Origin of the sequence: Janthinobacterium sp. RA13, assembly GCF_000745325.1 — a bacterium.
In the GTDB taxonomy this organism is placed as follows: Bacteria; Pseudomonadota; Gammaproteobacteria; order Burkholderiales; family Burkholderiaceae_D; genus Janthinobacterium; species Janthinobacterium rivuli.
This window is the reverse complement of sequence record NZ_JQNP01000001.1, coordinates 2,291,991-2,317,586: the sequence shown is the minus strand read 5'-3', so window position 1 is coordinate 2,317,586 and position 25,596 is coordinate 2,291,991. Positions and strand designations below refer to the sequence as shown.

General features: G+C 60.7%; 27 protein-coding genes and 1 tRNA gene. 27 read left to right on the top strand and 1 reads right to left on the bottom strand.

The features are described 5' to 3' along the window. Nucleotides 1-123: 123 nt before the first annotated feature. The 9 genes from FG13_RS10165 to FG13_RS10125 all read left to right on the top strand — a co-directional run bounded on the left by FG13_RS10165 (nt 124) and on the right by FG13_RS10125 (nt 9,858). The gene (locus FG13_RS10165) at nt 124-1,854 is read left to right on the top strand and encodes an acetolactate synthase 3 catalytic subunit (protein WP_051958867.1); all 1,731 of its coding nucleotides are present in this window, start codon (nt 124-126) and stop codon (nt 1,852-1,854) included. A 2-nt stretch (nt 1,855-1,856) separates the two neighbouring features. Beyond that, the gene (gene ilvN / locus FG13_RS10160) at nt 1,857-2,348 is read left to right on the top strand and encodes an acetolactate synthase small subunit (protein ID WP_010399754.1); all 492 of its coding nucleotides are present in this window, start codon (nt 1,857-1,859) and stop codon (nt 2,346-2,348) included. A gap of 74 nt (nt 2,349-2,422) precedes the next feature. Next, entirely contained in the window at nt 2,423-3,439 is a 1,017-nt protein-coding gene (gene ilvC / locus FG13_RS10155) for a ketol-acid reductoisomerase (RefSeq protein ID WP_034750044.1), read from the top strand. A 149-nt stretch (nt 3,440-3,588) separates the two neighbouring features. Beyond that, on the top strand, nt 3,589-3,999 hold the full coding sequence (locus FG13_RS10150) for a hypothetical protein (RefSeq protein WP_035820558.1): 411 nt from the start codon (nt 3,589-3,591) through the stop codon (nt 3,997-3,999). Between the two features lie 203 nt (nt 4,000-4,202). Further along, nucleotides 4,203-5,441: an MFS transporter gene (locus FG13_RS10145; protein ID WP_081922520.1), complete on the top strand. Its 1,239-nt coding sequence runs from the start codon at nt 4,203-4,205 to the stop codon at nt 5,439-5,441. Nucleotides 5,442-5,646: 205 nt separating this feature from the next. Next, nucleotides 5,647-6,402, top strand: a complete 756-nt coding sequence (locus FG13_RS10140; protein WP_035820556.1) for an SIMPL domain-containing protein — start codon at nt 5,647-5,649, stop codon at nt 6,400-6,402. A 101-nt stretch (nt 6,403-6,503) separates the two neighbouring features. Beyond that, nucleotides 6,504-7,256, top strand: coding sequence for an SIMPL domain-containing protein (locus tag FG13_RS10135; RefSeq protein ID WP_035820553.1), 753 nt, complete (start codon nt 6,504-6,506; stop codon nt 7,254-7,256). Nucleotides 7,257-7,413: 157 nt separating this feature from the next. Then, nucleotides 7,414-8,265, top strand: coding sequence for a CDP-diacylglycerol--serine O-phosphatidyltransferase (gene pssA / locus FG13_RS10130; protein ID WP_035820550.1), 852 nt, complete (start codon nt 7,414-7,416; stop codon nt 8,263-8,265). Between the two features lie 48 nt (nt 8,266-8,313). After that, the gene (locus tag FG13_RS10125) at nt 8,314-9,858 is read left to right on the top strand and encodes a 2-isopropylmalate synthase (protein ID WP_035820548.1); all 1,545 of its coding nucleotides are present in this window, start codon (nt 8,314-8,316) and stop codon (nt 9,856-9,858) included. Between the two features lie 8 nt (nt 9,859-9,866). Here FG13_RS10125 and bamE read toward each other — a convergent pair whose 3' ends face one another. Continuing rightward, complete coding sequence (gene bamE, locus FG13_RS10120; RefSeq protein WP_035820545.1) at nt 9,867-10,364, bottom strand: outer membrane protein assembly factor BamE domain-containing protein; 498 nt, start codon at nt 10,362-10,364, stop codon at nt 9,867-9,869. 185 nt (nt 10,365-10,549) lie between these two features. Between bamE and rpsO the strand changes: the two genes are divergently transcribed. From rpsO to nuoF, 18 genes are all read left to right on the top strand, one after another. Next, a complete protein-coding gene (gene rpsO, locus FG13_RS10115) occupies nt 10,550-10,819 on the top strand; it encodes a 30S ribosomal protein S15 (RefSeq protein WP_010399743.1) in 270 nt (89 codons plus the stop codon). Nucleotides 10,820-11,038: 219 nt separating this feature from the next. Continuing rightward, the gene (pnp, locus tag FG13_RS10110) at nt 11,039-13,156 is read left to right on the top strand and encodes a polyribonucleotide nucleotidyltransferase (protein ID WP_010399742.1); all 2,118 of its coding nucleotides are present in this window, start codon (nt 11,039-11,041) and stop codon (nt 13,154-13,156) included. A gap of 213 nt (nt 13,157-13,369) precedes the next feature. Then, nucleotides 13,370-14,065 carry a hypothetical protein gene (locus FG13_RS10105; protein WP_051958864.1) on the top strand — a complete coding sequence of 232 codons (696 nt, stop codon included), beginning with the start codon at nt 13,370-13,372 and terminating at the stop codon, nt 14,063-14,065. A 6-nt stretch (nt 14,066-14,071) separates the two neighbouring features. Beyond that, nucleotides 14,072-14,371, top strand: a complete 300-nt coding sequence (locus FG13_RS10100) for a hypothetical protein (protein ID WP_051958862.1) — start codon at nt 14,072-14,074, stop codon at nt 14,369-14,371. A gap of 122 nt (nt 14,372-14,493) precedes the next feature. Then, nucleotides 14,494-16,446 (top strand): methyl-accepting chemotaxis protein, encoded by a 1,953-nt coding sequence (locus FG13_RS10095; RefSeq protein WP_035820542.1) that lies wholly within the window; start codon nt 14,494-14,496, stop codon nt 16,444-16,446. A gap of 153 nt (nt 16,447-16,599) precedes the next feature. After that, a complete protein-coding gene (locus FG13_RS10090; protein ID WP_035820537.1) occupies nt 16,600-16,809 on the top strand; it encodes a hypothetical protein in 210 nt (69 codons plus the stop codon). A 109-nt stretch (nt 16,810-16,918) separates the two neighbouring features. Continuing rightward, nucleotides 16,919-17,680 (top strand): GIN domain-containing protein, encoded by a 762-nt coding sequence (locus tag FG13_RS10085; RefSeq protein WP_035820535.1) that lies wholly within the window; start codon nt 16,919-16,921, stop codon nt 17,678-17,680. 62 nt (nt 17,681-17,742) lie between these two features. Continuing rightward, nucleotides 17,743-18,351 carry a tetratricopeptide repeat protein gene (locus FG13_RS10080; RefSeq protein WP_035820533.1) on the top strand — a complete coding sequence of 203 codons (609 nt, stop codon included), beginning with the start codon at nt 17,743-17,745 and terminating at the stop codon, nt 18,349-18,351. Between the two features lie 70 nt (nt 18,352-18,421). Continuing rightward, the gene (locus FG13_RS10075; RefSeq protein ID WP_035820530.1) at nt 18,422-19,402 is read left to right on the top strand and encodes an NAD(P)H-quinone oxidoreductase; all 981 of its coding nucleotides are present in this window, start codon (nt 18,422-18,424) and stop codon (nt 19,400-19,402) included. A 72-nt stretch (nt 19,403-19,474) separates the two neighbouring features. Next, nucleotides 19,475-20,224, top strand: coding sequence for a triose-phosphate isomerase (tpiA, locus tag FG13_RS10070; protein ID WP_081922519.1), 750 nt, complete (start codon nt 19,475-19,477; stop codon nt 20,222-20,224). 28 nt (nt 20,225-20,252) lie between these two features. Then, complete coding sequence (secG, locus tag FG13_RS10065) at nt 20,253-20,654, top strand: preprotein translocase subunit SecG (protein ID WP_035820525.1); 402 nt, start codon at nt 20,253-20,255, stop codon at nt 20,652-20,654. Between the two features lie 191 nt (nt 20,655-20,845). Next, nucleotides 20,846-20,930, top strand: a tRNA-Leu gene (locus tag FG13_RS10060). Nucleotides 20,931-21,107: 177 nt separating this feature from the next. Then, nucleotides 21,108-21,467 carry an NADH-quinone oxidoreductase subunit A gene (locus FG13_RS10055; RefSeq protein WP_010399734.1) on the top strand — a complete coding sequence of 120 codons (360 nt, stop codon included), beginning with the start codon at nt 21,108-21,110 and terminating at the stop codon, nt 21,465-21,467. A gap of 3 nt (nt 21,468-21,470) precedes the next feature. Beyond that, nucleotides 21,471-21,947, top strand: a complete 477-nt coding sequence (locus FG13_RS10050; RefSeq protein ID WP_010399733.1) for a NuoB/complex I 20 kDa subunit family protein — start codon at nt 21,471-21,473, stop codon at nt 21,945-21,947. A 17-nt stretch (nt 21,948-21,964) separates the two neighbouring features. Further along, nucleotides 21,965-22,558: an NADH-quinone oxidoreductase subunit C gene (locus tag FG13_RS10045; protein ID WP_035820522.1), complete on the top strand. Its 594-nt coding sequence runs from the start codon at nt 21,965-21,967 to the stop codon at nt 22,556-22,558. Beyond that, a complete protein-coding gene (locus FG13_RS10040; protein ID WP_034749992.1) occupies nt 22,558-23,811 on the top strand; it encodes an NADH-quinone oxidoreductase subunit D in 1,254 nt (417 codons plus the stop codon). Before FG13_RS10045 ends, FG13_RS10040 begins: the two co-directional genes overlap by 1 nt. Before the next feature lie 12 nt (nt 23,812-23,823). Next, complete coding sequence (gene nuoE / locus FG13_RS10035; protein ID WP_035820520.1) at nt 23,824-24,303, top strand: NADH-quinone oxidoreductase subunit NuoE; 480 nt, start codon at nt 23,824-23,826, stop codon at nt 24,301-24,303. Beyond that, on the top strand, nt 24,300-25,595 hold the full coding sequence (gene nuoF, locus FG13_RS10030) for an NADH-quinone oxidoreductase subunit NuoF (RefSeq protein ID WP_010399729.1): 1,296 nt from the start codon (nt 24,300-24,302) through the stop codon (nt 25,593-25,595). The genes nuoE and nuoF overlap by 4 nt, the downstream gene beginning before the upstream one ends. The last annotated feature ends 1 nt before the right edge of the window (nt 25,596 follow it).

The window sequence follows — 25,596 nt, the reverse complement described above, 5'->3', positions numbered from 1 at the left end:
ATGGGTGCCCAAAGAAATGTCGTGACCGCATGAAAAGGGAAGCAGGAGCACTGTCGCGCACGGCGAACTTCGTCAGGAAAGAACATCCGATCAATCTCCAATGGACCTTGAAAGGAATGTTTCATGAATACCGAAGCAGCAGCAGGACCCATTACCGGCGCAGAAATTGTCGTGCGCTGTCTGGCTGAAGAGGGCGTCGAGCACGTCTTTGGATACCCGGGCGGAGCCGTACTCTACATCTACGACGCCATCTTCCAGCAAAACAAATTCCAGCATATCCTGGTACGCCACGAGCAGGCCGCGATCCACGCCGCCGATGCCTATTCGCGCAGCTCGAACAAAGTCGGTGTCGCCATCGTCACGTCCGGTCCGGGCGTCACGAATGCCGTCACGGGCTTGTCGACCGCGTACATGGACTCGATTCCCATGGTGGTGATCTCCGGCCAGGTGCCGAGCCACGCCATCGGACAGGATGCGTTCCAGGAATGCGACACGGTCGGCATCACGCGCCCCGTCGTCAAGCACAACTTCCTCGTCAAGGACGTCAAGGACCTGGCATCGACGATCAAGAAAGCCTTCTTCATCGCCCGTACCGGCCGTCCGGGACCCGTGCTGGTCGATATCCCCAAGGATATCAGCATGCACAAATGCCATTTCGACTATCCGAAGGAAGTCGAGATGCGTTCCTACCGTCCCGTCGACAAGGGCCACTCGGGCCAGATCCGCAAGGCCGTGCAGCTGTTGCTGCAAGCCGAACGCCCGATGATCTACACGGGTGGCGGCGTGATCCTCGCGCATGCGGCTCCCGAGCTGAACAAGCTGGTCGACCGCCTGGGTTTCCCGTGCACCAACACCTTGATGGGTCTGGGCGGCTACCGCGCCTCGAGCGAGCAGTATGTCGGCATGCCCGGCATGCACGGCACCTATGAAGCGAACATGGCGATGCAGAACTGCGACGTCTTGATCGCCATCGGCGCCCGTTTCGATGACCGCGTGATCGGCAACCCGAAACATTTCGCCTCGCATCCGCGCAAGATCATCCACGTGGACATCGATCCATCGTCGATTTCCAAGCGCGTCAAGGTCGATATCCCCATCGTCGGCAACGTCAAGGACGTGCTGATCGAGTTCCTCGCGCAACTCGACGCGGCCGAAGCCAAGCCGAACGTCAATGCCCTGAGCAACTGGTGGAAGCAGATCGCCGAATGGCGTGGCCGCGAATGCCTGAAATATCCGACTTCCGACCTGGTCATCAAGCCGCAGTCGGTGGTGGAAAAAGTGTTCCAGATCACCAAGGGCGACGCCTTCATCACGTCCGACGTGGGCCAGCACCAGATGTGGGCGGCGCAATACTATGGCTTCGACAAGCCGCGCCGCTGGATCAATTCCGGCGGACTGGGCACCATGGGTGTCGGCTTGCCATACGCCATGGGCGTGCAGATGGCCAATCCGGACGCCACCGTTGCCTGCATCACGGGCGAAGGTTCGATCCAGATGTGCATCCAGGAATTGGCGACGTGCAAGCAGTATCACCTGACGCCGAAGATCATCATGCTCAACAACCGTTTCCTCGGTATGGTGCGCCAGTGGCAGGAAATCGATTACGGTTCGCGTTATTCCGAGTCGTACATGGATTCGCTGCCCGACTTCGAGAAGCTGGCGGAAGCCTACGGCCACGTGGGCATGAAAATTGAAAAACCGGGCGACGTCGACGGCGCCCTGAAAGAGGCGTTTGGCATGAAAGACAGGCTGGTATTCATGAACTTTATTACCGACCAGTCCGAAAACGTGTGGCCCATGGTGAAAGCCGGCAAAGGCCTGTCCGAAATGATGCTCGGCTCGGAGGACCTCTAATCATGCGCCATATTATTTCTGTCTTGCTGGAAAACGAAGCGGGCGCCCTGTCGCGCGTGGTGGGCCTGTTCTCGGCACGCGGCTACAACATCGAAACCTTGACCGTGGCGCCGACGGAAGACTCGACCCTGTCGCGCATGACCATCGTCACCAGCGGCTCGGACGACATCATCGAGCAGATCACCAAGCACTTGAACCGCCTCATCGAAGTGGTGAAAGTGGTGGACCTGACCGAAGGCCAGCATATTGAACGCGAGTTGATGCTGATCAAGGTTCGTGCCGTGGGCAAGGAGCGCGAGGAAATGAAGCGCACCGCCGATATCTTCCGTGGCCGCATCATCGATGTCACAGAAAAGACGTACACGATCGAGCTGACCGGCAACAAGGTCAAGCTCGACGCGTTCATCGATTCGATCGACCGCGCCGCCATCCTGGAAACCGTCCGCACGGGTGGTTCCGGCATCGGCCGCGGCGAACGCATCCTCAAAGTATAAAAAGACTAGTCGTACTAAGCGGCCCTGGCGCCGCATTTAAAACAACAACGCATCATCAAATTATAGGAAATACCATGAAAGTTTTTTACGACAAAGACGCTGACCTCTCCTTGATCAAAGGCAAAAACGTTGCCATCATCGGCTACGGTTCGCAAGGCCATGCACACGCACAAAACCTGAACGATTCGGGCGTCAACGTCACCGTCGGCCTGCGCAAGGGCGGCGCTTCGTGGACCAAGGTCGAGCAAGCCGGCCTGAAAGTGGCGGAAGTCAACGACGCCGTGAAAGCGGCTGACGTCATCATGATCTTGCTGCCGGATGAAAACATCGCCCAGGTCTACAACGAAAACATCGCCCCGTTCGCCAAGCAGGGCGCCGTGCTGGCCTTCGCCCACGGCTTCAACGTGCATTACGGCCAAGTCGTGCCACGCGCCGACCTGGACGTGATCATGGTCGCGCCGAAAGCGCCGGGCCACACCGTGCGTGCTACCTACACCCAGGGTGGCGGCGTGCCCCACCTGATCGCCGTGTACCAGGATAAATCGGGCATCGCCCGCGATATCGCCCTGTCGTACGCCTCGGCCAACGGCGGCGGCCGTGCCGGCATCATCGAAACGAACTTCCGTGAAGAAACCGAAACGGATCTGTTCGGCGAACAGGCCGTGCTGTGCGGCGGCGCCGTGGAACTGATCAAGGCCGGCTTCGAAACCCTGACGGAAGCGGGCTACGCGCCTGAAATGGCGTACTTCGAGTGCTTGCACGAACTGAAGCTGATCGTCGACCTGATCTATGAAGGCGGCATCGCCAACATGAACTACTCGATCTCGAACAACGCTGAATACGGCGAATACGTGACCGGTCCTAAAGTCGTGACGTCGGCCACCAAGGATGCGATGCGTCAATGCCTGAAAGACATTCAGACGGGCGAATACGCGAAGAGCTTCATCCTGGAAAACAAGGCAGGCGCACCGACCCTGATCTCGCGCCGCCGTCTGACGTCCGAGCACCAGATCGAAGAAGTGGGCGCGAAACTGCGCGCCATGATGCCTTGGATCGCCAAGAACAAGATGGTTGACCAGTCGAAGAACTAAGCAGTTGTAGTGCATCACAAGAAGCCGGCGCAAGCCGGCTTTTTTTATGCGCATCGTTTGGCAGGCAACATCCGTTACAATCAGGCCCATTCAATCCTACCGTGCGCACCATGCTTGTTTTTTCTAAAGTTTTTGTCGGGAATCTTCATGTGCTCAAGCGCCCCTTCCTGGTGACCATCAGCTGCTGGTTTCTGATTTTCGGCTCGCTGTCAGCGCTGGTCTCGTCCTACCTCGGCCGCAACGATCCCGCCATGCTGGCCGGGATGGCGCACAGCGTGATTTCCGCCGAGGCGCAATACGCGATTTTGCTTTTCAGCATGAGCATTAACCTGGTGGCGGCGCTGGCCATGCTGCAAAGGCAGCGTGGCGCGCGCACTGTGTATCTGGTGTGGGGCGTGATCGACATTGCGTTCTGCCTGGCGACCTTGCCGGTCAAGATGCACGTCTTGCCTGGCGCGCTCCTGTTCGCCGTCATCTGTGCCTTGCTGTACAGTCCGAAATCGAATGCCTGGTTTTCGCCACGCAAGGCGGCCAATGATGCCTGCATGACGCCAGCGTAAGCGCGGTTGTTTTGGCGCGCACGTTGGCGCGCACGCTTTTCGCCCGCCTCCTGTTTTTTATATTCCTATATAATCCCGCCCTTCCTTTGCAGTTTCACATGGACTGCATCTGTTTCGGTATCTGCCGACCGCAACGCGCATCACCGCTTTTGTAGCACGCCAGGCGCTAAATGATCAGCCGCTTGGCAACCTGAAGGACCCCTATGACTGACCGCATTACCGCCACAGTACCCATGCCGGGCACTGCAGAATCTTCCATTTCCGAACGGCTTCCCGTCCTGGCCTTGCTGGCCCTGGCCATGACGGCGTTTCTCGCCCTCCTGTCCGAAACCTTGCCGGCCGGCTTGCTGCCGCAGATTGCCCATGATCTCAATATTTCCGAAGTCATGACGGGCCAGCTGGTGACCGTCTACGCCATCGGCTCCATCCTGACGGCGATCCCGCTGACGGCCCTGACGAGCGGCTGGCGCCGGCGCAATGTCTTGCTGCTGGCCATCATCGGTTTCTTGATCTTCAATACGGCGACGGCCCTGTCGCCCAACTATATGGTTGCCCTGGCCTCGCGCTTCGTCACTGGCATGGCCGCTGGCTTGGCCTGGGGCTTGATGGCCGGCTACGCGCGCCGCATGGTGAGCGTCGAACAACAGGGCAGGGCGATGGCCATTGCCATGATCGGCACGCCGCTGGCTCTGTCGCTGGGCGTGCCGCTGGGCACCCTGATGGGCGGCGTGCTGGGCTGGCGCAGCATCTTCGGCATCATGTCGGGCCTGGCTGTGGTGCTGGTCGCGTGGGTGCTGCTGGTCGTACCCGATTATCCGGGGCAAAAGAATGGCGAGCGCCTGTCGATCCGCCAGGTGTTCCTGACGCCGGGCGTGCGGCCGATTCTGGCCGTCATCGTCGCCTGGATGCTGGCGCATAACATTCTGTATACCTACATCGCGCCGTTCCTGGCGCCATCCGGCCTGCGCCCGCGCGTCGACCTGGTGCTGCTCGTGTATGGCGTGGGTTCCCTGGCCGGTATCTGGCTGGTCAGCCAGCTGATCGACCGCTGGCTGCGTCCGCTCGTACTGGGCTGCATCGCCGCCTTGGCCCTCGTGATGGTGGCGCTGGGCCTGGCGATGGACTCGCCTGCCGTGATCTATGTCAGCATGGCCATCTGGGGCATCACCTTTGGCGGCGCCGGCACCTTGCTGCAGACGGCGTCGGCGGATGCGGCCGGCGACGGCATGGACGTGGCGCAAGCCATGGTGGCGACCATCTGGAACGTGGCCATCGCCGGTGGCGGCCTGGCGGGCGGCATGCTGCTCGACGGCTATGGCGCGGCATCGTTCCCGTGGGCCATGCTGGCCTTGCTGCTGGTGGCGTTGACCATCGCCTGGTGCGCCCACCGCCACAGTTTCAAGCCGGGCCGGCGCAGCGGTGGCGCAGTCGTAGGCCACTAATAACATTGTTATTTATGATGACAGCGTGTTGAAATGTGAGCAGATGTGACTGGCAAGCGCATTTTGTGACGATTTGTTAATTTGCGCCACGGGAATGAATGAGGCGTTAGAATCTACACAGTTTGACAAGTTTCTCAGGTGAAAGGGGTGCCAAAAGCGCCCCGTTCGCTGGCTGTCAGCCACATTAACTACCTAGGAGTACCCCATGACCGTGATGAAATCCGTCCTTGTTGCCGCCGCAGCCACCGTTGCCCTGAGCGCACAAGCTCAATCCTTGCCGACTTCCGGCACCCTGGTGGTCGTACCCGCGTTTGGCGAAGTCAAGCATGTCAATGACCAGGTGGTCGCTACCCTGGCCGTTGAAGAACAGGACAAGGACAAGGCTGCCGCCGCGTCGCGAGTCAACCAGAAGATGAACAAGGGCATCGCCATCGTCAAGCAGGCCGACCCGTCGGCGGCATTGAAATCGTATGGCTACTACACCTATCCCGTGTATCCGGAAGAGCGCCCATTGCCGGCTGGCGCCGTGGCCAAGCCGCGTTTGCCTACGGCCTGGCGTGTCGGCCAGTACCTGGAAGTGACGACGGCCAACCTGGCGACCTTGCCAAAAACCGTGTCGGCGGCGCAAGGCGTGCTGACCCTGAATGGCTTGAATTTCGGCCTGAAGCCGGAAACCATCCGCCTGCTGGACGACCAGCGCATCGCCGCCACCTATAAAAACCTGAACGAGCGCGTGGCCGCCATCGCCAAGGCCATGGGCCGCAACGTCTCCGACGCCGTGCTCGATACGGTAGACTTCGAAGGTTCGGGCAACTACACCACGGAAAACCGTGCTGCCGCCGCACCGATGATGATGCGCAGCGCCAAGATGAGCGAAGACAGTGCCGTGGCCGAACCAAGCTTCGAACCAGGCGAAACGACGCTCGACATGCGTGTCGTCGGCAAGGTCAAGTTCAAGTAAGTTCAATAGTGTGGAAGTATTTCCACGTTAGCATGTTTTAAAAATCATGGGGCTGTTGGCCCCATGCTTGTTTTTGCCCCATTATTTTCCAGGAGAACACCATGACCGTCATGAAATCATTGCTGGCCGCCGCCGCTACCGTTGTCCTGGGCGCCCAAGCCCAGGCCTTGCCTACTTCGGGCACCCTCGTGGTGGTGCCCGCGAATGGCGAAGTGGTGCATGCGAACGACCAGGTGACCGTCACCCTGGCCGTCGAAGAGCAGGACAAGGACAAGGCCGCCGCCGCCTCGCGCGTGAACCAGAAGATGAACCAGGGCGCGGCCATCGTCAAGAAGGCCGATCCGCAAGCCGTGCTGAAAACCCAGGGCTATTACACGTATGCCGTGTACCCGGAAACGGCGCCTTTGCCGCCTGGCGTCGCCGCCAAGCCCAGAGTGCCGACCGGCTGGCGAGTGGGCCAGTACCTGCAGGTAACGACAACCAACCTGGCGGCCTTGCCGAAAACTGTTTCCGCTGCGCAAGGCGTGCTGACCCTGAACCGTTTGAACTTCGGCCTGGCGCCCGCCACCATCCGCAAGCTCGACGATCAGCGCATCGCCGCCGCCTACAAAAACCTCAACGAACGCGTGGCCGCCATCGCCGGCGCCATGGGCCGCAACGTCAATGACGCCGTGATCGACACCATCGATTTCGAAGGTTCGGGCAATTACGCGCAGCGCGTCAATGTGACCGGCGCGCGCAACATGAGCGCCGACTCCATGGGCTATGGCGGCAGCCAGGTGGCCGAACCGAGCTTCGAGCCGGGCGAAACGACCCTGAACATGGGCCTGGTGGCCAAGGTCAAGTTCAAATAATGCTTGAACAGGCGTCAATATTGCCGGCTTGACGCCGCCGCGCTTTTCTTTGGCGGTGGCTCCTCTATAATGGCAACATCGGCGGGCGCATGCCATGACAGTCATGCACCCGCTATCTGGCACCGATTCCCCCGCAGTACACAAGATATGGAACAACATGGCAAACTTCCCCCGTCGTAGAGGCAAGAACGGCACTCCCGCAACATCCAAAGCGTCCCGCTTCAGCAAATTCGTGCGCCAGCCGGTGACCGATGGCAGTGGCAAGAAAACCTTGCGCCGCCGCGGCATCTATCTGTTGCCGAATGCCTTCACGACGGCAGCCCTGTTTTGCGGCTTCTACGCCATCGTCATGGCCATGAACCAGAAATTCGAACACGCGGCCTGGGCCATCTTCATCGCCATGATCCTCGACGGCCTCGACGGCCGCATCGCGCGCCTGACGAATACGCAGAGCGAATTCGGCGCCCAGTACGACAGCCTGTCCGACATGGTCTCGTTCGGCGCCGCGCCGGCGCTGGTGATCTATGAATGGTCGCTGCGCGGCATGGGCAAGCTGGGCTGGCTGGCCGCCTTCGTGTATTGCGCCGGCGCCGCCTTGCGTCTGGCCCGCTTCAACACGAATATCGCCGTGGTCGACAAGCGCTTCTTCCAGGGCTTGCCCAGCCCGGCGGCCGCCGCCATGGTGGCCGGCTTCATCCTGCTGATGAACGACCTGGAATTTGCCGGCAACCAGCTGGCCTGGGTGTCGTGGACGATCGCCCTGTTCTCCGGCTTGACCATGGTCACCAACGTGCCGTTCTACAGCTTCAAGGATGTGAATTTCCGCAAGTCCGTGCCCTTCATCGTGGTATTCCTGCTGGCATTGTTCTTTGCGCTCATTTCCATCGACCCGCCGAAAGTGCTGTTCCCGATTTTCGTCGCCTATGGCCTTTCCGGCTACGCCGTGTTTTTCTGGCGCATGGCGAAGGGCAAGCCCGTCAGCATTATCCAGACCGACCCCGAGCATTAATGAGGCGAGTCGGTAGCGTCGCCAGTCTTCAGCCAGCCAGGAGCAGCCATGAGCACCAGCAACCGACTCATCATTTTTGACACCACCTTGCGCGACGGCGAGCAATCGCCGGGCGCTTCCATGACGCGCGAGGAAAAGCTGCGCATCGCCAAACAGCTCGAACGCCTGAAGGTCGACGTGATCGAAGCGGGCTTCGCCGCCGCCTCGCAAGGCGACTTCGAGTCGATACGGGCGATTGCCGGCGCCGTGCGCGAGTCCACCATCTGTTCGCTGTCGCGCGCCAACGACCGCGACATCGCCCGCGCCGCCGAAGCCCTGGCGCCAGCCGAGCGCAAGCGCATCCACACGTTTATCGCCACGTCGCCCCTGCACATGCAGATCAAGCTGCGCATGACGCCAGAGCAAGTGCTGACGCAGGCGCAAAACGCCGTGCGCTACGCGCGCCAGTTCACGGACGACATCGAATTCAGCCCCGAAGACGGCAGCCGCTCCGACGAGGATTTTCTGTGCCGCGTGCTGGAAGGCGTGATCGCCGAGGGCGCCACCACCATCAATTTCCCCGATACCGTGGGCTATGCCGTGCCGGAAATCTTTGGCGCGACCATCAAGCGCTTGCGCGAACGCATACCAAACTCCGATAAAGCCATCTGGTCCGTGCATTGTCATAACGACCTGGGCCTGGCGGTGGCCAATTCGCTGGCCGGGGTCATGATCGGCGGCGCGCGGCAGATCGAGTGTACCGTCAATGGCCTCGGCGAGCGGGCCGGTAACACGGCGCTGGAAGAGGTGGTGATGGCGCTGCGCACGCGCGCCGCCTATTACAACCTGACGGTGGGCATCGATACGACGCAGATCGTCGCCGCGTCCAAGATGGTGTCGCAGATCACGGGCTTTGCCGTGCAGCCGAACAAGGCCGTCGTCGGCGCGAACGCCTTCGCGCACGCGTCCGGCATCCACCAGGATGGCATTTTAAAAGCGCGCGAAACGTATGAAATCATGCGCGCCGAAGACGTAGGCTGGACGGCCAACAAGATCGTCCTCGGCAAATTGTCGGGGCGCAATGCCTTCAAGCAGCGGCTGCACGAGCTGGGCATCGCGCTGGAATCCGAGGCGGAAGTCAACGCGGCCTTCCTGCGCTTCAAGGAGCTGGCGGACCGGAAATCCGAGATTTTCGACGAAGACATCATGGCCCTCGTCAGCGAGGAGCAGCAGGCGCAGGAGAGTGAGCACTACCGTTTCATTTCCCTGACACAGCAGTCGACGACGGGCGCCGTACCGCATGCGCGCGTGGAGTTTCTCGTCGGCGGCGTGCAGCGCAGTTGCGAAGGGCAGGGCGACGGCCCCGTCGACGCCACCGTCAACGCCATCGAAAGCGCGGCCGCCAGCGGTGCCGAGCTGGTCCTGTTCTCCGTCAACGCCATCAGCACGGGCACGCAGTCGCAGGGCGAAGTGACGATGCGGCTGTCGCGCGACGGACGCATCGTCAACGGCGTGGGCGCCGACCCGGATATCATCGTCGCGTCGGCCAAGGCGTATTTGTCGGCGCTCAATAAACTGCACGCCAAGGATGAGCGTATCGATCCCCAACCATAAGGCTGTCTTCACCAGAAAAAGCGCCGCTCTTCCTTGGCCGGATCGGGCCCGTTCATCATCATGCGCACGATGCCGTCGTGGTCGAAGTGCACGTGCATCATGGAATCCCACACACCCGATTCCTTGTAGCGGTAGGACCAGACGTGCAGTTTCGGCAGCGACAGGTAGGAGGTTTCCGTCGGGCGGCCCAGGGTGTGCAGCACGTCTTGCTGCGTTGATACGCCCACCTTGATGCGGGCAAAGCCCGGTGTGTCGAGCACTTGCTCGTAGGAAATCAACTTGTCGTCGGGGCCGAAGCGGGCCATGTAGGTGTACTGGCCATATGGCCCCGTGGCGTATTCAAGCTCGGGACCGGTGGGCAGTTGATAGATATTGCTTGGCCGCCCCAGGCGCGCTTCCACGGCGGCGCGCGCTTCGCCCGGCTGGGGCGGCGGGACGTTCCAGCTGGCGCAGCCAGCCAGCGCGGCAAACAGCAGCGGTGTTGCTGATTTGAGCAGTTTTTTCATGGTTGACCTCCTGAAATGCAGGAAAACCCTATCATGCACCGAGAAAAGCGCGCACGGCAGGATACAGGCGGGCATTTTTCCGATATACTTGCGCGTCTGGTTGGCAGCATAGGCCAGTATTTTAATAATCGTAGTTCACGGTGGATAGGGTTCAGACTCTGTGCACCGCATGTGAAAGGTTTATCATGACAGTAGAAAACATCAACAAAGCCGCTATCATCGCGGACAACGCACGTGGTCAAAACGACACCGGCTCCCCTGAAGTGCAAGTTGCACTGCTGACAGCTCGCATCAACGAACTGAACGGCCACTTCAAAGCCCACTCGAAAGATCACCACTCCCGCCGCGGCCTGATCATGATGGTCAACCGTCGTAAGAGCCTGTTGTCCTACCTGAAGGCTAAAGACGCTACCCGTTATCGCGACCTGATCGCTAAACTTGGTCTGCGCAAGTAATTTTTGCCGTACAAGGTTTATACAGAAATGCCTGCGCCAGTTCGCTGACGCGGGCATTTTGTCATTTGAATTCCGGATTTTTATCGGTAAGTGCAGTATTCTCTACCGATATCATGTTTTAAAAGTAAAGTAGTAAAGGCGGCAACGATGTTCCGCCGCCTGTGGTGAGGTGAACGACAGCCCCTGAAAATCTGTCGGCAATTAGAAAAGGGATACCCCATGTTTAACAAAGTTACGAAAACCTTCCAGTACGGTCAACACCAAGTGACCCTGGAAACCGGCGAAATCGCACGTCAGGCATCCGGCGCAGTGCTGGTGTCGATCGAAGATACCGTCGTTCTGGCAACGGTAGTGGCACGCAAAGATGCCAAGCCAGGCCAGGATTTCTTCCCTTTGACGGTTGATTATGTCGAAAAAACCTATGCTGCCGGTAAAATCCCGGGCGGTTTTTTCAAGCGCGAAGGCCGTCCTTCCGAAAAAGAAACACTGACATCGCGTCTGATCGACCGTCCTATCCGTCCGCTGTTCCCGGAAGGCTACCTGAATGAAGTGCAAGTCATCATTCACGTGCTGTCGGTCAACCCTGAAATCGATCCGGACATCGCCGCCATGATCGGCGCATCGGCCGCCCTGTGCGTATCGGGCGTGCCTTTCAACGGTCCTATCGGCGCCGCGCGCGTCGGTTACGCGAATGGCCAGTACATCCTGAACCCGACCGTCCAGCAACTGAAAACGTCGGAAATGGACCTGGTTGTCGCCGGTACCGAAACGGCCGTGCTGATGGTCGAATCGGAAGCGAAACAGCTGTCCGAAGAAATCATGCTGGGCGCCGTGGTCTTCGGCCACGACCAGATGAAAGTCGTCATCGACGCGATTCACGACCTGGTGCGTGACGGCGGCAAGCCGGAAGTGGAATGGGCGCCTGCGCCGAAAAACGAAGCACTGATCGCCCGCGTCGCGCATTTCGCCAACGCCAAGATCAATGACGCGTATCAAACCAAGGACAAGCAAGAGCGTACGGCCAAGCTGAAAGCAGCGACGTCGGAAGTGATCGCCGACCTGTCGGCCGAAGCGGCTGCCGCCGGCGGCGCGTCCATCGATAGCGCTGAAGTGAACAACATCCTGTTCGACATCGAAGCGAAAATCGTGCGTACGCAAATCCTGGACGGCGAGCCACGCATCGACGGCCGCGACACGCGCACCGTGCGTCCGATCTCGATCCGCACCAGCGTGCTGCCACGCACCCACGGTTCGGCCCTGTTCACGCGCGGCGAAACGCAAGCGCTGGTCGTGGCAACGTTGGGCACCGCCCGCGACAGCCAGAAGATCGATGCGCTGATGGGCGAGTTCACCGATTCGTTCATGCTGCATTACAACATGCCTCCATTCGCCACCGGCGAAACGGGCCGTGTCGGTACGCCTAAACGCCGCGAAATCGGCCACGGCCGCCTGGCCAAGCGCGCGCTGATCGCCGCCCTGCCGGCAGCTGAAGAGTTCAGCTACTCGGTGCGCCTGGTATCGGAAATCACGGAATCGAACGGTTCCTCGTCGATGGCTTCCGTCTGCGGCGGCTGCCTGGCACTGATGGACGCTGGCGTACCGATGAAAGAACACGTGGCAGGTATCGCCATGGGCCTGATCAAGGAAGGCGGCAAGTTTGCCGTGCTGTCCGACATCCTGGGCGACGAAGATCACCTGGGCGACATGGACTTCAAGGTAGCCGGTACCCGCAACGGTATCACGGCGCTGCAGATGGACATCAAGATCATGGGCATCACCAAGGAAATCATGCAAGTGGCACTGGCGCAAGCCAAGGAAGGCCGCGAGCACATCCTGGGCGAAATGCAAAAAGCCATGCCGCACGTCAAAACCGAACTGTCCGATTTCGCACCGCGTCTGATCACCATCAAGATCAACCCGGAAAAAATCCGTGACGTGATCGGCAAGGGCGGCGCCGTGATCCGCGCGCTGACCGAAGAGACGGGCACCCAGATCGACATCAGCGACGAAGGCGTGGTCACCATCGCTTCCGTTGACGCTGCTGCCGGCCAGGAAGCCAAGCGCCGCATCGAAGAACTGACCGCTTCCGTCGAAGTGGGCAAGACCTACGAAGGCACCGTGCTGAAACTGCTGGACTTCGGCGCCATCGTCCAAGTCATGCCAGGCAAGGACGGCCTGCTGCACATCTCGCAGATCGCCAACGAGCGCGTCAACGCCGTGGCCGACTACCTGAAAGAAGGCCAGCTGGTTCGCGTCAAAGTGCTGGAAACGGACGACCGCGGCCGTCTGAAACTGTCGATGAAAGCTGCTGAAGGCAACGAAGCGCCAGCCGCTTAATTTCCTTCAGATTCGCCTGACTGCGGCCTCGGCCGCATGATCAAAACCGCCAGCGCGCAAGCCCTGGCGGTTTTTTTGCGCCTTGTTTGCGCTGTATCGAAGGTGGATGCCGGCGTGTGCATCTGCCTTGATCCAGCGCGTATCGGCCGCCGCCGCGCCTTGTAGATTCGGGAGGGGATATTCCCCTGAACGAGTCTTCCAAGGAGAAGCAGCATGCGCACATTCCGCGGGCTGGCCGCCGCCTTTCTGCTTGCCGTATCGCCCGGTGCCTGGGCGCAGCTGGACAACGCACCGACGCCGGTGCCGCTGCCCATCCCCATCGCAGCCGCGTCCGCGGCCATGCCGGCGCAAGATATCGACGCCTTGCGCGCCGTGCATGCGCGCGAAATCAATGACCTCAGCACCTTCAAGACGGCGGGCTTGCAGCGCGCAGCCATCGATCTCTATCTCGATAGTGGGCCAGGGCAGCAATTCCTGCGCGAGCTGCGCACCGCCGATCCCGCCGCGCCGGCCGAGACGATTTATGCGCGCGCGGTCGAGCAGCTCGCTTCCGGCAGCACCTTGCCCGATGTGCAAGCCATGTCGGCCGCGCTCGTCAAAATCGTGCCGCATGGCCAGAATGTGTCGCCATACTCGCCGTATTTCACCACCAGCGCGCAATTGCAGCTGGCATCTAGCCGCTGCGCCACCCTGGCCGACTGTTTCGGCTTGCCCTTGAAGAGCGAGGCGCCGCTGTATGATGTGTATCAGATCATGCCCAAGGGCACCGTCAACGTGTTTGTCAGTCAGGTGGCGCCGACGCAAGAGTTGGGTGGGCTGGTGCGGCGCAAGGGTGGGGCGCAGCAGTATTTATTACCCAACCGCAGCTTGTGGTCGGCCCCTGTGCTGATCGGTACGATCAAGAATTGAGGAGCGATGATGGATCAACAGAGCCTGCAAGCCCGCGCCGCCGAGCTGGAGCAAGTGCTGGGGCGCCTGGCGGGCGCCGATACGGAAGTGGCCGACCTGCGCAGCGCGCTCGAGCCGCTGCTGGCCCTGGCGGGCAGCGGGGGCTTGAGCGCGCCGCTGCCATGGGGCGATATCCCTGGCGGGCGCTACTTTAACGAAGGCAGTCTGCGCCGCTACCCCGAGCTGGAGCAGGCATTTGCCCGCTTCCGCATTGAGGCCACGGGTGGCGACTCGCCGGCCCTGCGCAAGCTGCGCGGCGAGACTTGATTTATATATGGTATCAATTGTTGTTTATGGGTAATTGACTGTCAGTATTGCTTGACGACAAAATCTTATTCCCCGACCATGGTGCATCCCTCCCGATTTCCCCTTTTTTTATTGGATGCACCATGTTGTCCTCCCTTAAGGCGCGGCTGATCGCCATCGCCGTTTCCATCGTCGTGCTGGCCATGCTGGCCGTCGCCATCGCCAATTTCTTCACCACCCGCTCCAGCACCCTGGCCGCGCTCGACACGCAGATGCTGCAGTTGTCGCACAGCCACGCGCAAGCCATCGCCGAATGGCTGCGCTCCAAGCAAGCCGTCGTGGGCTCGCTCAAGCAGGGCGCCACGGCGGCCGACCCGCTGCCGGCCCTGAAGGCGGCCGAGCAGGCCGGCACCTTCGACATGGCGTATATCGGCTTTGCCGACAAGCACGCCGTCTTTTCGCAAGAACGCAAGCGCGCCGCCGACTACGATCCCACGGCGCGCCCCTGGTACAAGCTGGCGTCCGAAGTGGGCGGCCCCATCATCACGGCGCCCTACATCGGCGCCAGCACGGGCAAACTGGTAGTGACGTTTGCCGAGCCGCTGGGCGGCAAGGGCAGCGTGACGGGCGTGATGGCGGCCGACGTGATGATGGATGCGGTGGTGCAAAATGTCGCTTCGATCAAGCCGACGGCGTCCAGCTATGCTTTCCTCGTCGATGGCGGCGGCAAGATCATCGCCCACCCGGACGGCAAGCTGACCCTGAAGCCCCTGGCCGAGCTGGACCCTGGCCTGAGCGCGCAGGCGCTGGCCGATATCGAAAAGAGCGGCGATGGCGCCGCCATTCGCCTGGGCGACCGTAACGGCATCTTGCATGTAAGTAAAGTGCCGGGCAGCGACTGGCTGCTGGCTACCGTGCTCGACCGCGCAGAAGCGACGCAAGCATTGAGCTCCATGCTGCGCGCCTCGGCCTTGACGGCCTTGCTGGTGCTGGCCCTGGCCGCCACGGTATTGAGCGTGCTGGTGGCGCGCGCCTTGCGCCGCCTGGGCCTGGTGCGCGATGCGATGGAAGCGATCGCCACGGGCGACGGCGACCTGACCAGCCGCCTCGACGCGGAAGGCTCGGACGAACTGGCGCAGATCGCCAAGGCGTTTAACTTGTTCGTTGAAAAGATTGCCACCGTACTGGTGCAGATCCGCAGCATCAGCACCCTGGTGCGCAGCGAGTCGGCCGACATTGCCGCCGGTAATGCCGACCTGTCGTCGCGCACGGAAGCGCAGGCGGGCGCGCTGGAAGAAACGGCAAGCTCGATGGACGAGCTGACCTCGACCGTCAAGCAGAATGCGGAAAACGCGCACGCGGCCAATGAGCTGGCCGTATCCGCCTCGGAAGTTGCGGCCAAGGGCGGCCGGGTGGTGCAGCAAGTGGTGGGCACCATGGCCGGCATCCAGGAAAGCTCGCGCAAGATCGTCGACATCATCGGCGTGATCGACGGCATCGCCTTCCAGACGAATATCCTGGCCTTGAACGCGGCCGTCGAGGCGGCGCGCGCAGGCGAGCAGGGCAGGGGCTTTGCCGTGGTGGCGTCCGAAGTGCGCAACCTGGCGCAACGCTCCGCTGGTGCGGCGAAGGAAATCAAGGAGCTGATCGGCGATTCGGTGGAAAAAGTGGATGCCGGCGGGCGCCTTGTCGATGAAGCGGGCCAGACCATGGATCAGGTGGTGGCGTCGGTGCAGCAATTGACGACCATCATGAGCGAGATCACGGTGGCCAGCCGCGAACAGAGCGCCGGCATCGGCGAGATCAATACGGCCGTCACGCACATGGATACCATGACACAGCAAAACGCTGCCCTCGTCGAGCAAGCGGCCGCCGCCGCGGAAAGCCTGCAGGAGCAGGCCGTGGACCTGGCGCAAGCCGTCGGCATGTTCCGCCTGGGCGATGCGGGTCCCGCCGTGGCGCCCGCGCCCGTGACGCGCCTCAAGGCGACGCCAGCCGTTCGTGCCCTTGCGCCGCGTGCGCCGGTCCGCGCGCCGTCGCCGAGCAAGCCTGTCAAGGCGGCCAAGTCCGGCGCCGACGAGTGGGAAGAGTTTTAAGAAGACTCGTAGCGATCTGCGCGTTCATCCGCGTTTTTGTCAGGCCAGCCTGCCAAAAGCGCAGTTCGTCGCAATCGGCGTGTCTGCCGGGGGCGGTATGGCTATAGTCACACCATACCGCAAGCCCACTGCCAGACACCCGAGGAGATTCAAATGAACGTCGCTAAAAACATGGAAGTCATCGCCGTTGCCGCCGCCATCCTGCTCGGCGCCAGCTGCTACACCATCGCCCCGGCCGCCCCGGCCCTGCAAGTGGCCAGCTCCACCGTCACCCTGGCCGCGCCAGCGGACAAGGCTGCCATGCACGTGGTGGTGGTCAAGGCCAAGCGCCTGAGCGCTACCGAAAAAGCCCGTTTCGCATAATTGATTGTCAGCAATTTTTGCTGCTGCTACAGTGGTAGCCAATGGCAATGCGCGCGAACCCCACGAGGGTGCCGCGACACATAAAAACAAGATACCGAGGATGCTCTACATGAAAAAGACACTGCAACTGGCGCTGCTGTTCCTGGCGACGTTGGGCCTGGTGCGCGGCGCGGCCGCCGAGACCCGCTTGCTGGAAATGCGCAACGTCGACGCCCGCGTGGTGCGCGTCAAGCTCGATGGCGTGATGGAAGTGCGCATTCGCCAGGGCAACGTGCCTTCGCTGAGCATCACGGCCGACAAGCGCTACATCGCCGATGTCAGCACGGCGCAAAGCGGCGATACCCTGCACATCGAAACGGAAGTGCGCGGCTTCAAGATCGGCCCTTCGTCGATCCGCGCCGACCTCGTCCTGCCGAACTTGCGCGAACTCAGTTCGGAAGGCTTCGGCAGCACGGACATCACGGGTTTCAAGGGCGAGGAACTGACCCTGTCGCTGGAAGGGGCGGGCAGCATCAAGCTGGTGGGCGACTACCGCAAGCTGAATGCCAGCCTGGGCGGCGTGGGCAGCATGCAAATATGGATAGGCAACAATGAGCGGGCCGAACTGGACTTGCAGGGCGCCGGCTCGGTGGTGCTGGGCGGACGCGGGCGCATGCTGAAAGCCAGCCTGGGCGGCCTGGGCAGCCTGAATGCGCAGCAATTCGAAGCGGACGCCGTCAACCTGGAATTGAGCGGCCTGGGCAACGCCACGGTGAACGCCCATACGAATGCCAAGCTGAACTTGAGCGGACTCGGTTCGGTGGTGGTGTACGGCAAGCCGGTCAACCGCGATGTCAGCGTCGAGGGCCTGGGCAAAGTCAGCTGGAAGTAAAAGCATCCTGCCGCAGGCCTTTGGCAGGACAAGAACAAGTAGTCAGACCACATCCCATTCCGATGAAAAAACTGATCATTACATTACTCATGCTGTTGACGATACAGCTACCCGCGCGGGCTGGCTTCGCCGAAGGCGCCAGCGCCTACAACAACAAGAATTACGCGCTAGCCTACAAGGAAATATTGCCACTGGCCAAGACTGGCAACGCCGATGCCCAGCATTTGCTGGGCTTGATGTATTACATGGGACGGGGCTTGCCGCAGGACTACAAGCAAGCCATGTTCTGGCACCGCAAGGCGGCCGAGCAGGGCAAGGCCGATGCCCAGTATGTCGTGGGCGCCATGTATTACACGGGCAACGCCGTGCTGCAGGACCATAAACAGGCCGTCGGCTGGTTCCGCAAGGCGGCCGAGCAGAACCATGCCGAGGCGCAGCAGGTGCTGGGCCTGATGTACCGCTACCACATGGGCGGCGTGCAGCAGGACAACGTCATCGCCTACATGCTGTGGAACCTCGCGGCGGCGAATGGCAACGCGAATGCGGCCGACCAGCGCGCCGCCGTGGTGCGCAAGATGACGCATGAGCAAGTCGAGGAAGGCCAAGCCCTGTCGGCGAAATGGAAGCCGGGCACGCCCTTGCCGCGCCAGTCGAAGACGGGCGGCGCCTAGGGCGGGAGGCTCCCTGCAAGGGTGGACGGCTTGGCGTACAATCGCCGTTTTCCCTTGAAAGAGTCCCGCCATGCGTGCAGTTGCCATCAGCCAGCCAGGTCCCGCCGACGTTTTGCAGATCGTCGAGTCTCCCGTTCCCGCCTTCAAAGCCGGAGAGCTGCTGATCAAGGTGCACGCGGCCGGCATCAACCGTCCCGACGTGCTGCAGCGCCTGGGCAAATATGCGCCGCCACCGGGTGCATCCGACTTGCCGGGCCTGGAAGTGGCGGGCGAAGTCGTCGATGGCGATTTCAGCAACACTGAATTCAAAAAAGGCGACCTCGTCTGCGCGCTGGTGCAGGGCGGCGGCTATGCCGAATACTGCGCCGCGCCCGCCGGCCAGTGCCTGCCCTTGCCCAAAGGCTTGACGGCGCTGGAAGGCGCGTCCCTCCCGGAAAACTTCTTTACCGTCTGGAGCAATGTCTTCGACCGCTGCGCGCTGGCCGACGGTGAAACCTTATTGGTGCAGGGCGGCACGTCCGGCATCGGCGTGACGGCCATTCAATTGGCGGCCGCCCTGGGGCATCGCGTCTTCGCCACGGCGGGCAGCGACGAAAAGGCGCGCGCCTGCGAGGCGCTGGGCGCCGAACGGGGCATCAATTACCGCACGGAAGATTTCGTTGCCGTCGTCAAGGAATTGACCGGTGGCAAGGGCGTCGACGTCATCCTCGACATGGTGGGCGGCGACTACCTGCCGCGCGAGATCAGCTGCCTGGCCGACGATGGCCGCATCGGCTTGATCGCCGTGCAGGGTGGCACCAGGGCGGAGCTGGACCTGGGCACCTTGCTGCGCCGCCGTCTGACAGTGACGGGTTCCACCCTGCGTCCCCGTTCCGTGGCCTTCAAGGCGGCCATCGCGAACCATTTGCGCACGACCGTCTGGCCGCTGATCGAGGCGGGCAAGATCAAGCCCGTGATCTATAAAACTTTCCCGCTGGAAAAAGCCAACGAGGCGCATGCCCTGATGGAAGCGAGCACGCATGTGGGCAAGATCATGTTGCAAGTTGTTTGAAACGGGGCACTGCCTGTTTGACCGGCATCGGTGCCGGAGTTAGAATGACGGGTTATTAGAATTTAGGCTACTATGCGTCGCAAACTCGTCGTCGGAAATTGGAAAATGAACGGCAGTCGCACCTCGAACGCGGTGTTATTGTCTGAAATAGTTGCTGGCCTGGCTGCCTCTGGCGCCGCCAGCGCCGTCTGTGTGCCTGCGCCGTATCTGGCGCAGTGCCAGGCGCAATTGGCAGGCACGGCCCTTGGCTGGGGTGCGCAGGATGTGTCCGCGCATGCCAGTGGCGCCTACACGGGCGAAATCTCGACCGCCATGCTGCAGGATTTCGGCTGCGGCTATGTGGTGATCGGGCATTCCGAACGCCGCGCCTACCATGGCGAGAGCGATGCGCAAGTGGCGGCCAAGACGGTTGCGGCGCTGGCGGCGGGCATCACGCCTATCGTCTGCATCGGCGAAACGCTGGCGCAGCGCGAAGCGGGCCAGACGGACGCCGTCGTGGCGCAGCAGCTGGGCGCCGTGCTGGCGGCGATTTCCGCCGACGACGTGGCGAAACTGGTGCTGGCCTACGAGCCAGTCTGGGCCATCGGCACGGGCAAGACGGCCACGCCGCAAATGGCGCAGGACGTGCATCAGGTATTGCGCGCCCAGCTGGCGGCAAAGAATGCGGTAGCAGCGACCGGCGTGCAAATCCTGTACGGCGGCAGCATGAAGCCGGAGAACGCAAAAGAATTGATGGCGATGCCGGATATCGATGGCGGTCTGATCGGTGGAGCGGCATTGAAGGCGGCGGATTTCCTGGCGATTATTCACGCCGCTGATTGAATTACTTTAAACTAAGAATGGAATTGCAATGAACATGATGTTCAATCTGGTAGTGGTAGTACAGGTTATTTCGGCATTGTCGATTATCGCGCTGGTGTTGTTGCAGCACGGTAAGGGCGCCGACATGGGCGCCGCCTTCGGTTCGGGCGCCTCGGGCAGCCTGTTCGGTGCGACGGGTTCGTCGAACTTCATGTCGAAATCGACGGGCGTTGCCGCCGCGATCTTCTTCGGCGCCACGCTGGCCCTGTCGCTGATGGCGAATCAGCGCGCCACGACGGTCGGCGGCGGCGTGATGGATAAAGTCGTCAAGCCAGTGCCGGTCACCGGCGCGGGCGCGATCCCGACGACGGTGCCTGCGGCTCCGGCCGCCAGCGCTCCGGCAGCGGCGGCACCGGTTGCCAGCACCCCGGCCGGCGCGATTCCGAAGTAATTTTGTATGAGCTCGATACCTCATCGAGAGTAATTCTCATTACGGGCAGATTATTGCTCAATGTTTCAGCAGCGCGGCAGGAAAAAATCGTGACGCGCTGGAAGATGTAAAAATTTATCGTTTTTATCTGTGTTTTGATGCATTTGTGCATTAACTTTAGCGACAAAGCAGAGTAGAATACGGGCCTTACCGCCGACGTGGTGAAATTGGTAGACACGCTATCTTGAGGGGGTAGTGGCGCAAGCTGTACGAGTTCGAGTCTCGTCGTCGGCACCAGAAATCAGAAGCCAGCAACGGCGCACGAGCCATGGCTCGTACAAAGTTGCTGGCTTTTTTTACGAGGATGTGTCGTTCGATCCTGGTCTTAGCTTTGATTGGGATCGTGCGTTAGATACGCTGCAAATGATCGCAGCGTCCTCATTTAACCGATCGTTCAATATAAGCTCATCAATCGTGAACCTCGAAAATTACTTCCCCGTCCTGCTGTTCATTATTATCGGCCTTGGTGTCGGTATCGCTCCCCAGCTCCTGGGGCGCCTGTTAGGCCCTAACAAGCCTGACGCAGCAAAACTCTCCCCGTACGAATGTGGCTTTGAAGCATTCGAAGACGCGCGCATGAAATTTGATGTGCGCTACTATCTGGTCGCAATCCTGTTTATTTTGTTCGATCTGGAAACGGCATTCTTTTTCCCATGGGGCGTTGCAATGCGCGACCTGGGCTGGGCCGGTTTCGTCACGATGATGGTGTTCATCGCTGAATTCGTGGTCGGATTTTGGTACATTTGGAAGAAAGGTGCCCTTGACTGGGAATAAGCCATGGCTATTGAAGGCGTATTAAGCGAAGGTTTCATCACCACCTCGGCCGACAAGCTGATCAACTGGGCGCGCACCGGGTCTATGTTCCCGATGACGTTCGGTCTGGCCTGCTGTGCGGTCGAAATGATGCATGTGGGCGCAGCCCGCTACGATATGGACCGTTTCGGCGTCGTGTTTCGTCCGTCGCCGCGTCAGTCCGACGTCATGATCGTTGCCGGCACCCTGTGCAACAAGATGGCGCCGGCCCTGCGCAAGGTCTACGACCAGATGGCGGAGCCACGCTGGGTCATCTCGATGGGTTCCTGCGCCAATGGCGGCGGGTACTACCATTACTCCTATTCCGTGGTGCGCGGTTGCGACCGCATCGTGCCCGTCGACGTGTATGTGCCTGGCTGTCCTCCGACCGCTGAAGCCTTGCTGTACGGCATCATGCAGTTGCAGAACAAGATCAAGCGTACCAGCACGATCGCACGCTAACCGGGCCGCTTCAGATTATGACAACACATTTAGAAGTATTGCAAAACGCCCTCGGCACTGCCCTGGGCGATCGCGTTAGCACGACGGTTGCGCTGGGCGAAGTCACTCTGGTCGTCAAGGCCGAGGACTACCTGGCCGTGATGCTGACCCTGCGCGATGATCCGAGCCTGCATTTCGAGCAGCTGCTCGACCTGTGCGGCGTCGACTACTCGACCTATGGCGACGGTAGCTGGGATGGCCTGCGTTTCGCGGCCGTCTCGCACTTGCTGTCGGTCAAGCATAACTGGCGCGTGCGCGTGCGCGTGTTCGCACCGGACGACGACATGCCGCTGCTGCCCTCCGTGGTGAGCATCTGGCGCGCCGTCAACTGGTACGAGCGCGAAGCGTTCGATCTGCTGGGTATTCTCTTCGAAGGCCACAACGACTTGCGCCGCCTGCTGACCGACTACGGTTTCATCGGCCATCCGTTCCGCAAGGATTTCCCCGTCTCCGGCTATGTCGAGATGCGTTACGATCCGGAACAAAAGCGCGTGATTTACCAGCCCGTGACGATCGAGCCGCGGGAAAACGTGCCGCGCGTGATCCGCGAAGAACATTACGGGATGAAATAATGGCTGAGATTAAGAACTACACCCTGAACTTTGGGCCACAGCATCCGGCCGCGCACGGTGTGCTGCGCCTGGTGCTGGAGATGGATGGCGAAGTCATCCAGCGCGCCGACCCGCATATCGGCCTGCTGCACCGCGCCACCGAAAAGCTGGCTGAGCAAAAGACCTACCTGCAATCCGTGCCGTACATGGACCGTCTCGACTATGTGTCGATGATGTGCAATGAACATGCGTACGTGATGGCCATCGAAAAGATGCTGGGCCTGGAAGTGCCGCTGCGCGCGCAATACATCCGCGTCATGTTCGACGAGATGACGCGCATCCTGAACCACCTGATGTGGCTCGGCACCCACGCATTGGACGTTGGCGCCATGGGCCCGTTCCTGTATTGCTTCCGCGACCGCGAAGACTTGTTCGACGCCTACGAGGCAGTCTCGGGCGCGCGCATGCACGCGGCCTACTACCGTCCGGGCGGCGTGTACCGCGACCTGCCGGATGCGATGCCGCAGCACAAGGCTTCCATCATCCGCAACGCAAAAGCGATTGGCAAACTCAATGAAAACCGCCAGGGTTCCCTGCTGGACTTCATCGAAGACTTCGCGCGCCGTTTCCCAAACTCGGTGGACGAGTACGAAACGCTGTTGACCGATAATCGAATCTGGAAGCAACGGACCGTCGGCATCGGCGTGGTGTCGCCGGAAGATGCGCTGGCCATGGGCTTTACGGGCGCCATGCTGCGCGGCTCGGGCGTGCAGTGGGACTTGCGCAAGAAACAGCCGTACGAAGTGTACGACCTGATGGATTTCGACATTCCTATCGGCACCAACGGCGATTGCTACGACCGCTACCTGGTCCGCGTGGAAGAGCTGCGCCAGTCGAACCGTATCATCAAGCAATGCGTGGAGTGGCTGCGCAACAATGAAGGTCCTGTCATGACCAGCAACCGCAAGGTGGCGCCTCCGGGCCGCGTCGACATGAAGACCAACATGGAGTCCTTGATTCACCACTTCAAGCTGTTTACGGAAGGTTTCCACGTGCCGCCAGGCGAGGCCTACAGCGCCGTGGAGCATCCGAAGGGCGAGTTCGGCGTGTACCTGGTGTCCGATGGCGCCAACAAGCCGTACCGCATGAAACTGCGCGCGCCAGACTACGCCCACTTGCAGTCGCTCGACGAAATGGCGCGTGGGCACATGCTTGCCGACGCCGTGACCATCATCGGGACGCAAGACATCGTGTTCGGCAGTATTGACCGCTAAGAGGCAAAAAGTATGTTGTTATCAGAGCAATGCTATAAGAAAATTGACCGCGAGCTGGCCAAGTACCCGGCCGACCAGCGTCAGTCGGCCGTCATGGCCGCGCTGGCCCATGCCCAGGATGAACTGGGCTGGCTGGCGCCGGAAACCATGAAGGAACTGGCCGATTACATCGGCATGCCGGCGATTGCCGTGCAGGAAGTGGCCACGTTCTACAATATGTATAACGTGAAACCCGTGGGCAAGCACAAGATCACCGTGTGCACCAACCTGCCATGCGCCCTGTCGGGCGGCGTGCGCGCTGCAGAGTACCTGAAGCAGAAACTGGGCATCGATTTCCGCGAAACCACCGCTGACGGCCAGTTCACCCTGGTTGAAGGCGAGTGCATGGGTGCTTGCGGCGATGCGCCTGTCTTGCTGGTCAGTAATAAAACCATGTGCAGCTGGATGTCGAACGAGAAGATCGACGCCATGCTGGAGGAACTCAAGAAATGACGTCACTCCACAACCGCCATATCGATCCATTGATCCTGAAGGATCTGGATGGCAAGAACTGGCATTTGCAAGATTATGTGAACCGCGGCGGCTATAGCGCCCTGCGGCGTATCCTGGAAGAGAAAATCACGCCGGAACAGATCATCGCCGACCTCAAGGCGTCGTCCTTGCGCGGCCGTGGCGGCGCGGGTTTCCCTACCGGCCTGAAGTGGAGCTTCATGCCGCGCCAGTTCCCGGGCCAAAAATACCTCGTCTGCAATACAGATGAAGGCGAACCGGGTACTTTCAAGGACCGCGACATCATTCGTTACAATCCCCATGCCCTGATCGAAGGCATGGCCATTGGCGCTTATGCGATGGGAATCACCGTCGGCTACAACTATATCCACGGTGAAATCTTCCAGGAATACCTGCGTTTCGAAGAAGCGCTGGAAGAGGCGCGTGCCGCCGGTTTCCTCGGTGACAAGATCATGGGCAGCGAGTTCTCGTTCCAGTTGCACGCGCACCATGGTTATGGCGCCTACATCTGCGGCGAAGAAACGGCCCTGCTCGAATCGCTGGAAGGCAAGAAAGGCCAGCCGCGCTTCAAGCCGCCTTTCCCTGCCTCGTTTGGCCTGTACGGCAAGCCGACGACGATCAACAACACGGAAACCTTCGCGGCCGTGCCATTCGTGCTGAACATCGGTCCAGAGAAATACCTGGCGATGGGCAAGCCGAACAACGGCGGTTCGAAGATCTTCTCGATCTCGGGCGACGTGGAAAAACCGGGCAACTATGAAGTGCCGCTCGGCACCCCGTTTGCGACCCTGCTGGAACTGGCAGGCGGCATGCGCGGTGGCAAAAAGATCAAGGCCGTGATCCCTGGCGGCTCGTCCGCTCCGGTGATCCGCGGCGACATCATGATGCAGACCGACCTGGACTACGACTCGATCGCGAAAGCCGGTTCGATGTTGGGTTCGGGCGCCGTCATCGTGATGGACGAAACACGCTGCATGGTAAAGGCGCTGGAACGCCTGTCCTACTTCTACTTTGAAGAATCGTGCGGCCAGTGTACGCCTTGCCGTGAAGGCACAGGCTGGATGTACCGCATGGTGCACCGCATCGAGCAGGGGCAGGGTCGTCCAGACGACCTGGACATGCTCAACTCGATCGCCGACAACATCCAGGGCCGCACCATTTGCGCGCTGGGCGATGCGGCTGCCATGCCGGTACGGGCCTTCATTAAGAATTTCCGTGAAGAATTTGAATATCATATCGAGCACAAGCATTGCTTAGTGCCCGCATATATCTAAG

What these genes read in the sequence shown, in the direction of transcription:
- FG13_RS10165 (WP_051958867.1), top strand. Translation starts at nt 124, where the DNA reads ATGAATACCGAAGCAGCAGCAGGACCCATTACCGGCGCAGAAATTGTC.
- ilvN (WP_010399754.1), top strand. Translation starts at nt 1,857, where the DNA reads ATGCGCCATATTATTTCTGTCTTGCTGGAAAACGAAGCGGGCGCCCTG.
- ilvC (WP_034750044.1), top strand. Translation starts at nt 2,423, where the DNA reads ATGAAAGTTTTTTACGACAAAGACGCTGACCTCTCCTTGATCAAAGGC.
- FG13_RS10145 (WP_081922520.1), top strand. Translation starts at nt 4,203, where the DNA reads ATGACTGACCGCATTACCGCCACAGTACCCATGCCGGGCACTGCAGAA.
- FG13_RS10140 (WP_035820556.1), top strand. Translation starts at nt 5,647, where the DNA reads ATGACCGTGATGAAATCCGTCCTTGTTGCCGCCGCAGCCACCGTTGCC.
- FG13_RS10135 (WP_035820553.1), top strand. Translation starts at nt 6,504, where the DNA reads ATGACCGTCATGAAATCATTGCTGGCCGCCGCCGCTACCGTTGTCCTG.
- pssA (WP_035820550.1), top strand. Translation starts at nt 7,414, where the DNA reads ATGGCAAACTTCCCCCGTCGTAGAGGCAAGAACGGCACTCCCGCAACA.
- FG13_RS10125 (WP_035820548.1), top strand. Translation starts at nt 8,314, where the DNA reads ATGAGCACCAGCAACCGACTCATCATTTTTGACACCACCTTGCGCGAC.
- bamE (WP_035820545.1), bottom strand. Translation starts at nt 10,364, where the DNA reads ATGAAAAAACTGCTCAAATCAGCAACACCGCTGCTGTTTGCCGCGCTG.
- rpsO (WP_010399743.1), top strand. Translation starts at nt 10,550, where the DNA reads ATGACAGTAGAAAACATCAACAAAGCCGCTATCATCGCGGACAACGCA.
- pnp (WP_010399742.1), top strand. Translation starts at nt 11,039, where the DNA reads ATGTTTAACAAAGTTACGAAAACCTTCCAGTACGGTCAACACCAAGTG.
- FG13_RS10105 (WP_051958864.1), top strand. Translation starts at nt 13,370, where the DNA reads ATGCGCACATTCCGCGGGCTGGCCGCCGCCTTTCTGCTTGCCGTATCG.
- FG13_RS10100 (WP_051958862.1), top strand. Translation starts at nt 14,072, where the DNA reads ATGATGGATCAACAGAGCCTGCAAGCCCGCGCCGCCGAGCTGGAGCAA.
- FG13_RS10095 (WP_035820542.1), top strand. Translation starts at nt 14,494, where the DNA reads ATGTTGTCCTCCCTTAAGGCGCGGCTGATCGCCATCGCCGTTTCCATC.
- FG13_RS10090 (WP_035820537.1), top strand. Translation starts at nt 16,600, where the DNA reads ATGAACGTCGCTAAAAACATGGAAGTCATCGCCGTTGCCGCCGCCATC.
- FG13_RS10085 (WP_035820535.1), top strand. Translation starts at nt 16,919, where the DNA reads ATGAAAAAGACACTGCAACTGGCGCTGCTGTTCCTGGCGACGTTGGGC.
- FG13_RS10080 (WP_035820533.1), top strand. Translation starts at nt 17,743, where the DNA reads ATGAAAAAACTGATCATTACATTACTCATGCTGTTGACGATACAGCTA.
- FG13_RS10075 (WP_035820530.1), top strand. Translation starts at nt 18,422, where the DNA reads ATGCGTGCAGTTGCCATCAGCCAGCCAGGTCCCGCCGACGTTTTGCAG.
- tpiA (WP_081922519.1), top strand. Translation starts at nt 19,475, where the DNA reads ATGCGTCGCAAACTCGTCGTCGGAAATTGGAAAATGAACGGCAGTCGC.
- secG (WP_035820525.1), top strand. Translation starts at nt 20,253, where the DNA reads ATGAACATGATGTTCAATCTGGTAGTGGTAGTACAGGTTATTTCGGCA.
- FG13_RS10050 (WP_010399733.1), top strand. Translation starts at nt 21,471, where the DNA reads ATGGCTATTGAAGGCGTATTAAGCGAAGGTTTCATCACCACCTCGGCC.
- FG13_RS10045 (WP_035820522.1), top strand. Translation starts at nt 21,965, where the DNA reads ATGACAACACATTTAGAAGTATTGCAAAACGCCCTCGGCACTGCCCTG.
- FG13_RS10040 (WP_034749992.1), top strand. Translation starts at nt 22,558, where the DNA reads ATGGCTGAGATTAAGAACTACACCCTGAACTTTGGGCCACAGCATCCG.
- nuoE (WP_035820520.1), top strand. Translation starts at nt 23,824, where the DNA reads ATGTTGTTATCAGAGCAATGCTATAAGAAAATTGACCGCGAGCTGGCC.
- nuoF (WP_010399729.1), top strand. Translation starts at nt 24,300, where the DNA reads ATGACGTCACTCCACAACCGCCATATCGATCCATTGATCCTGAAGGAT.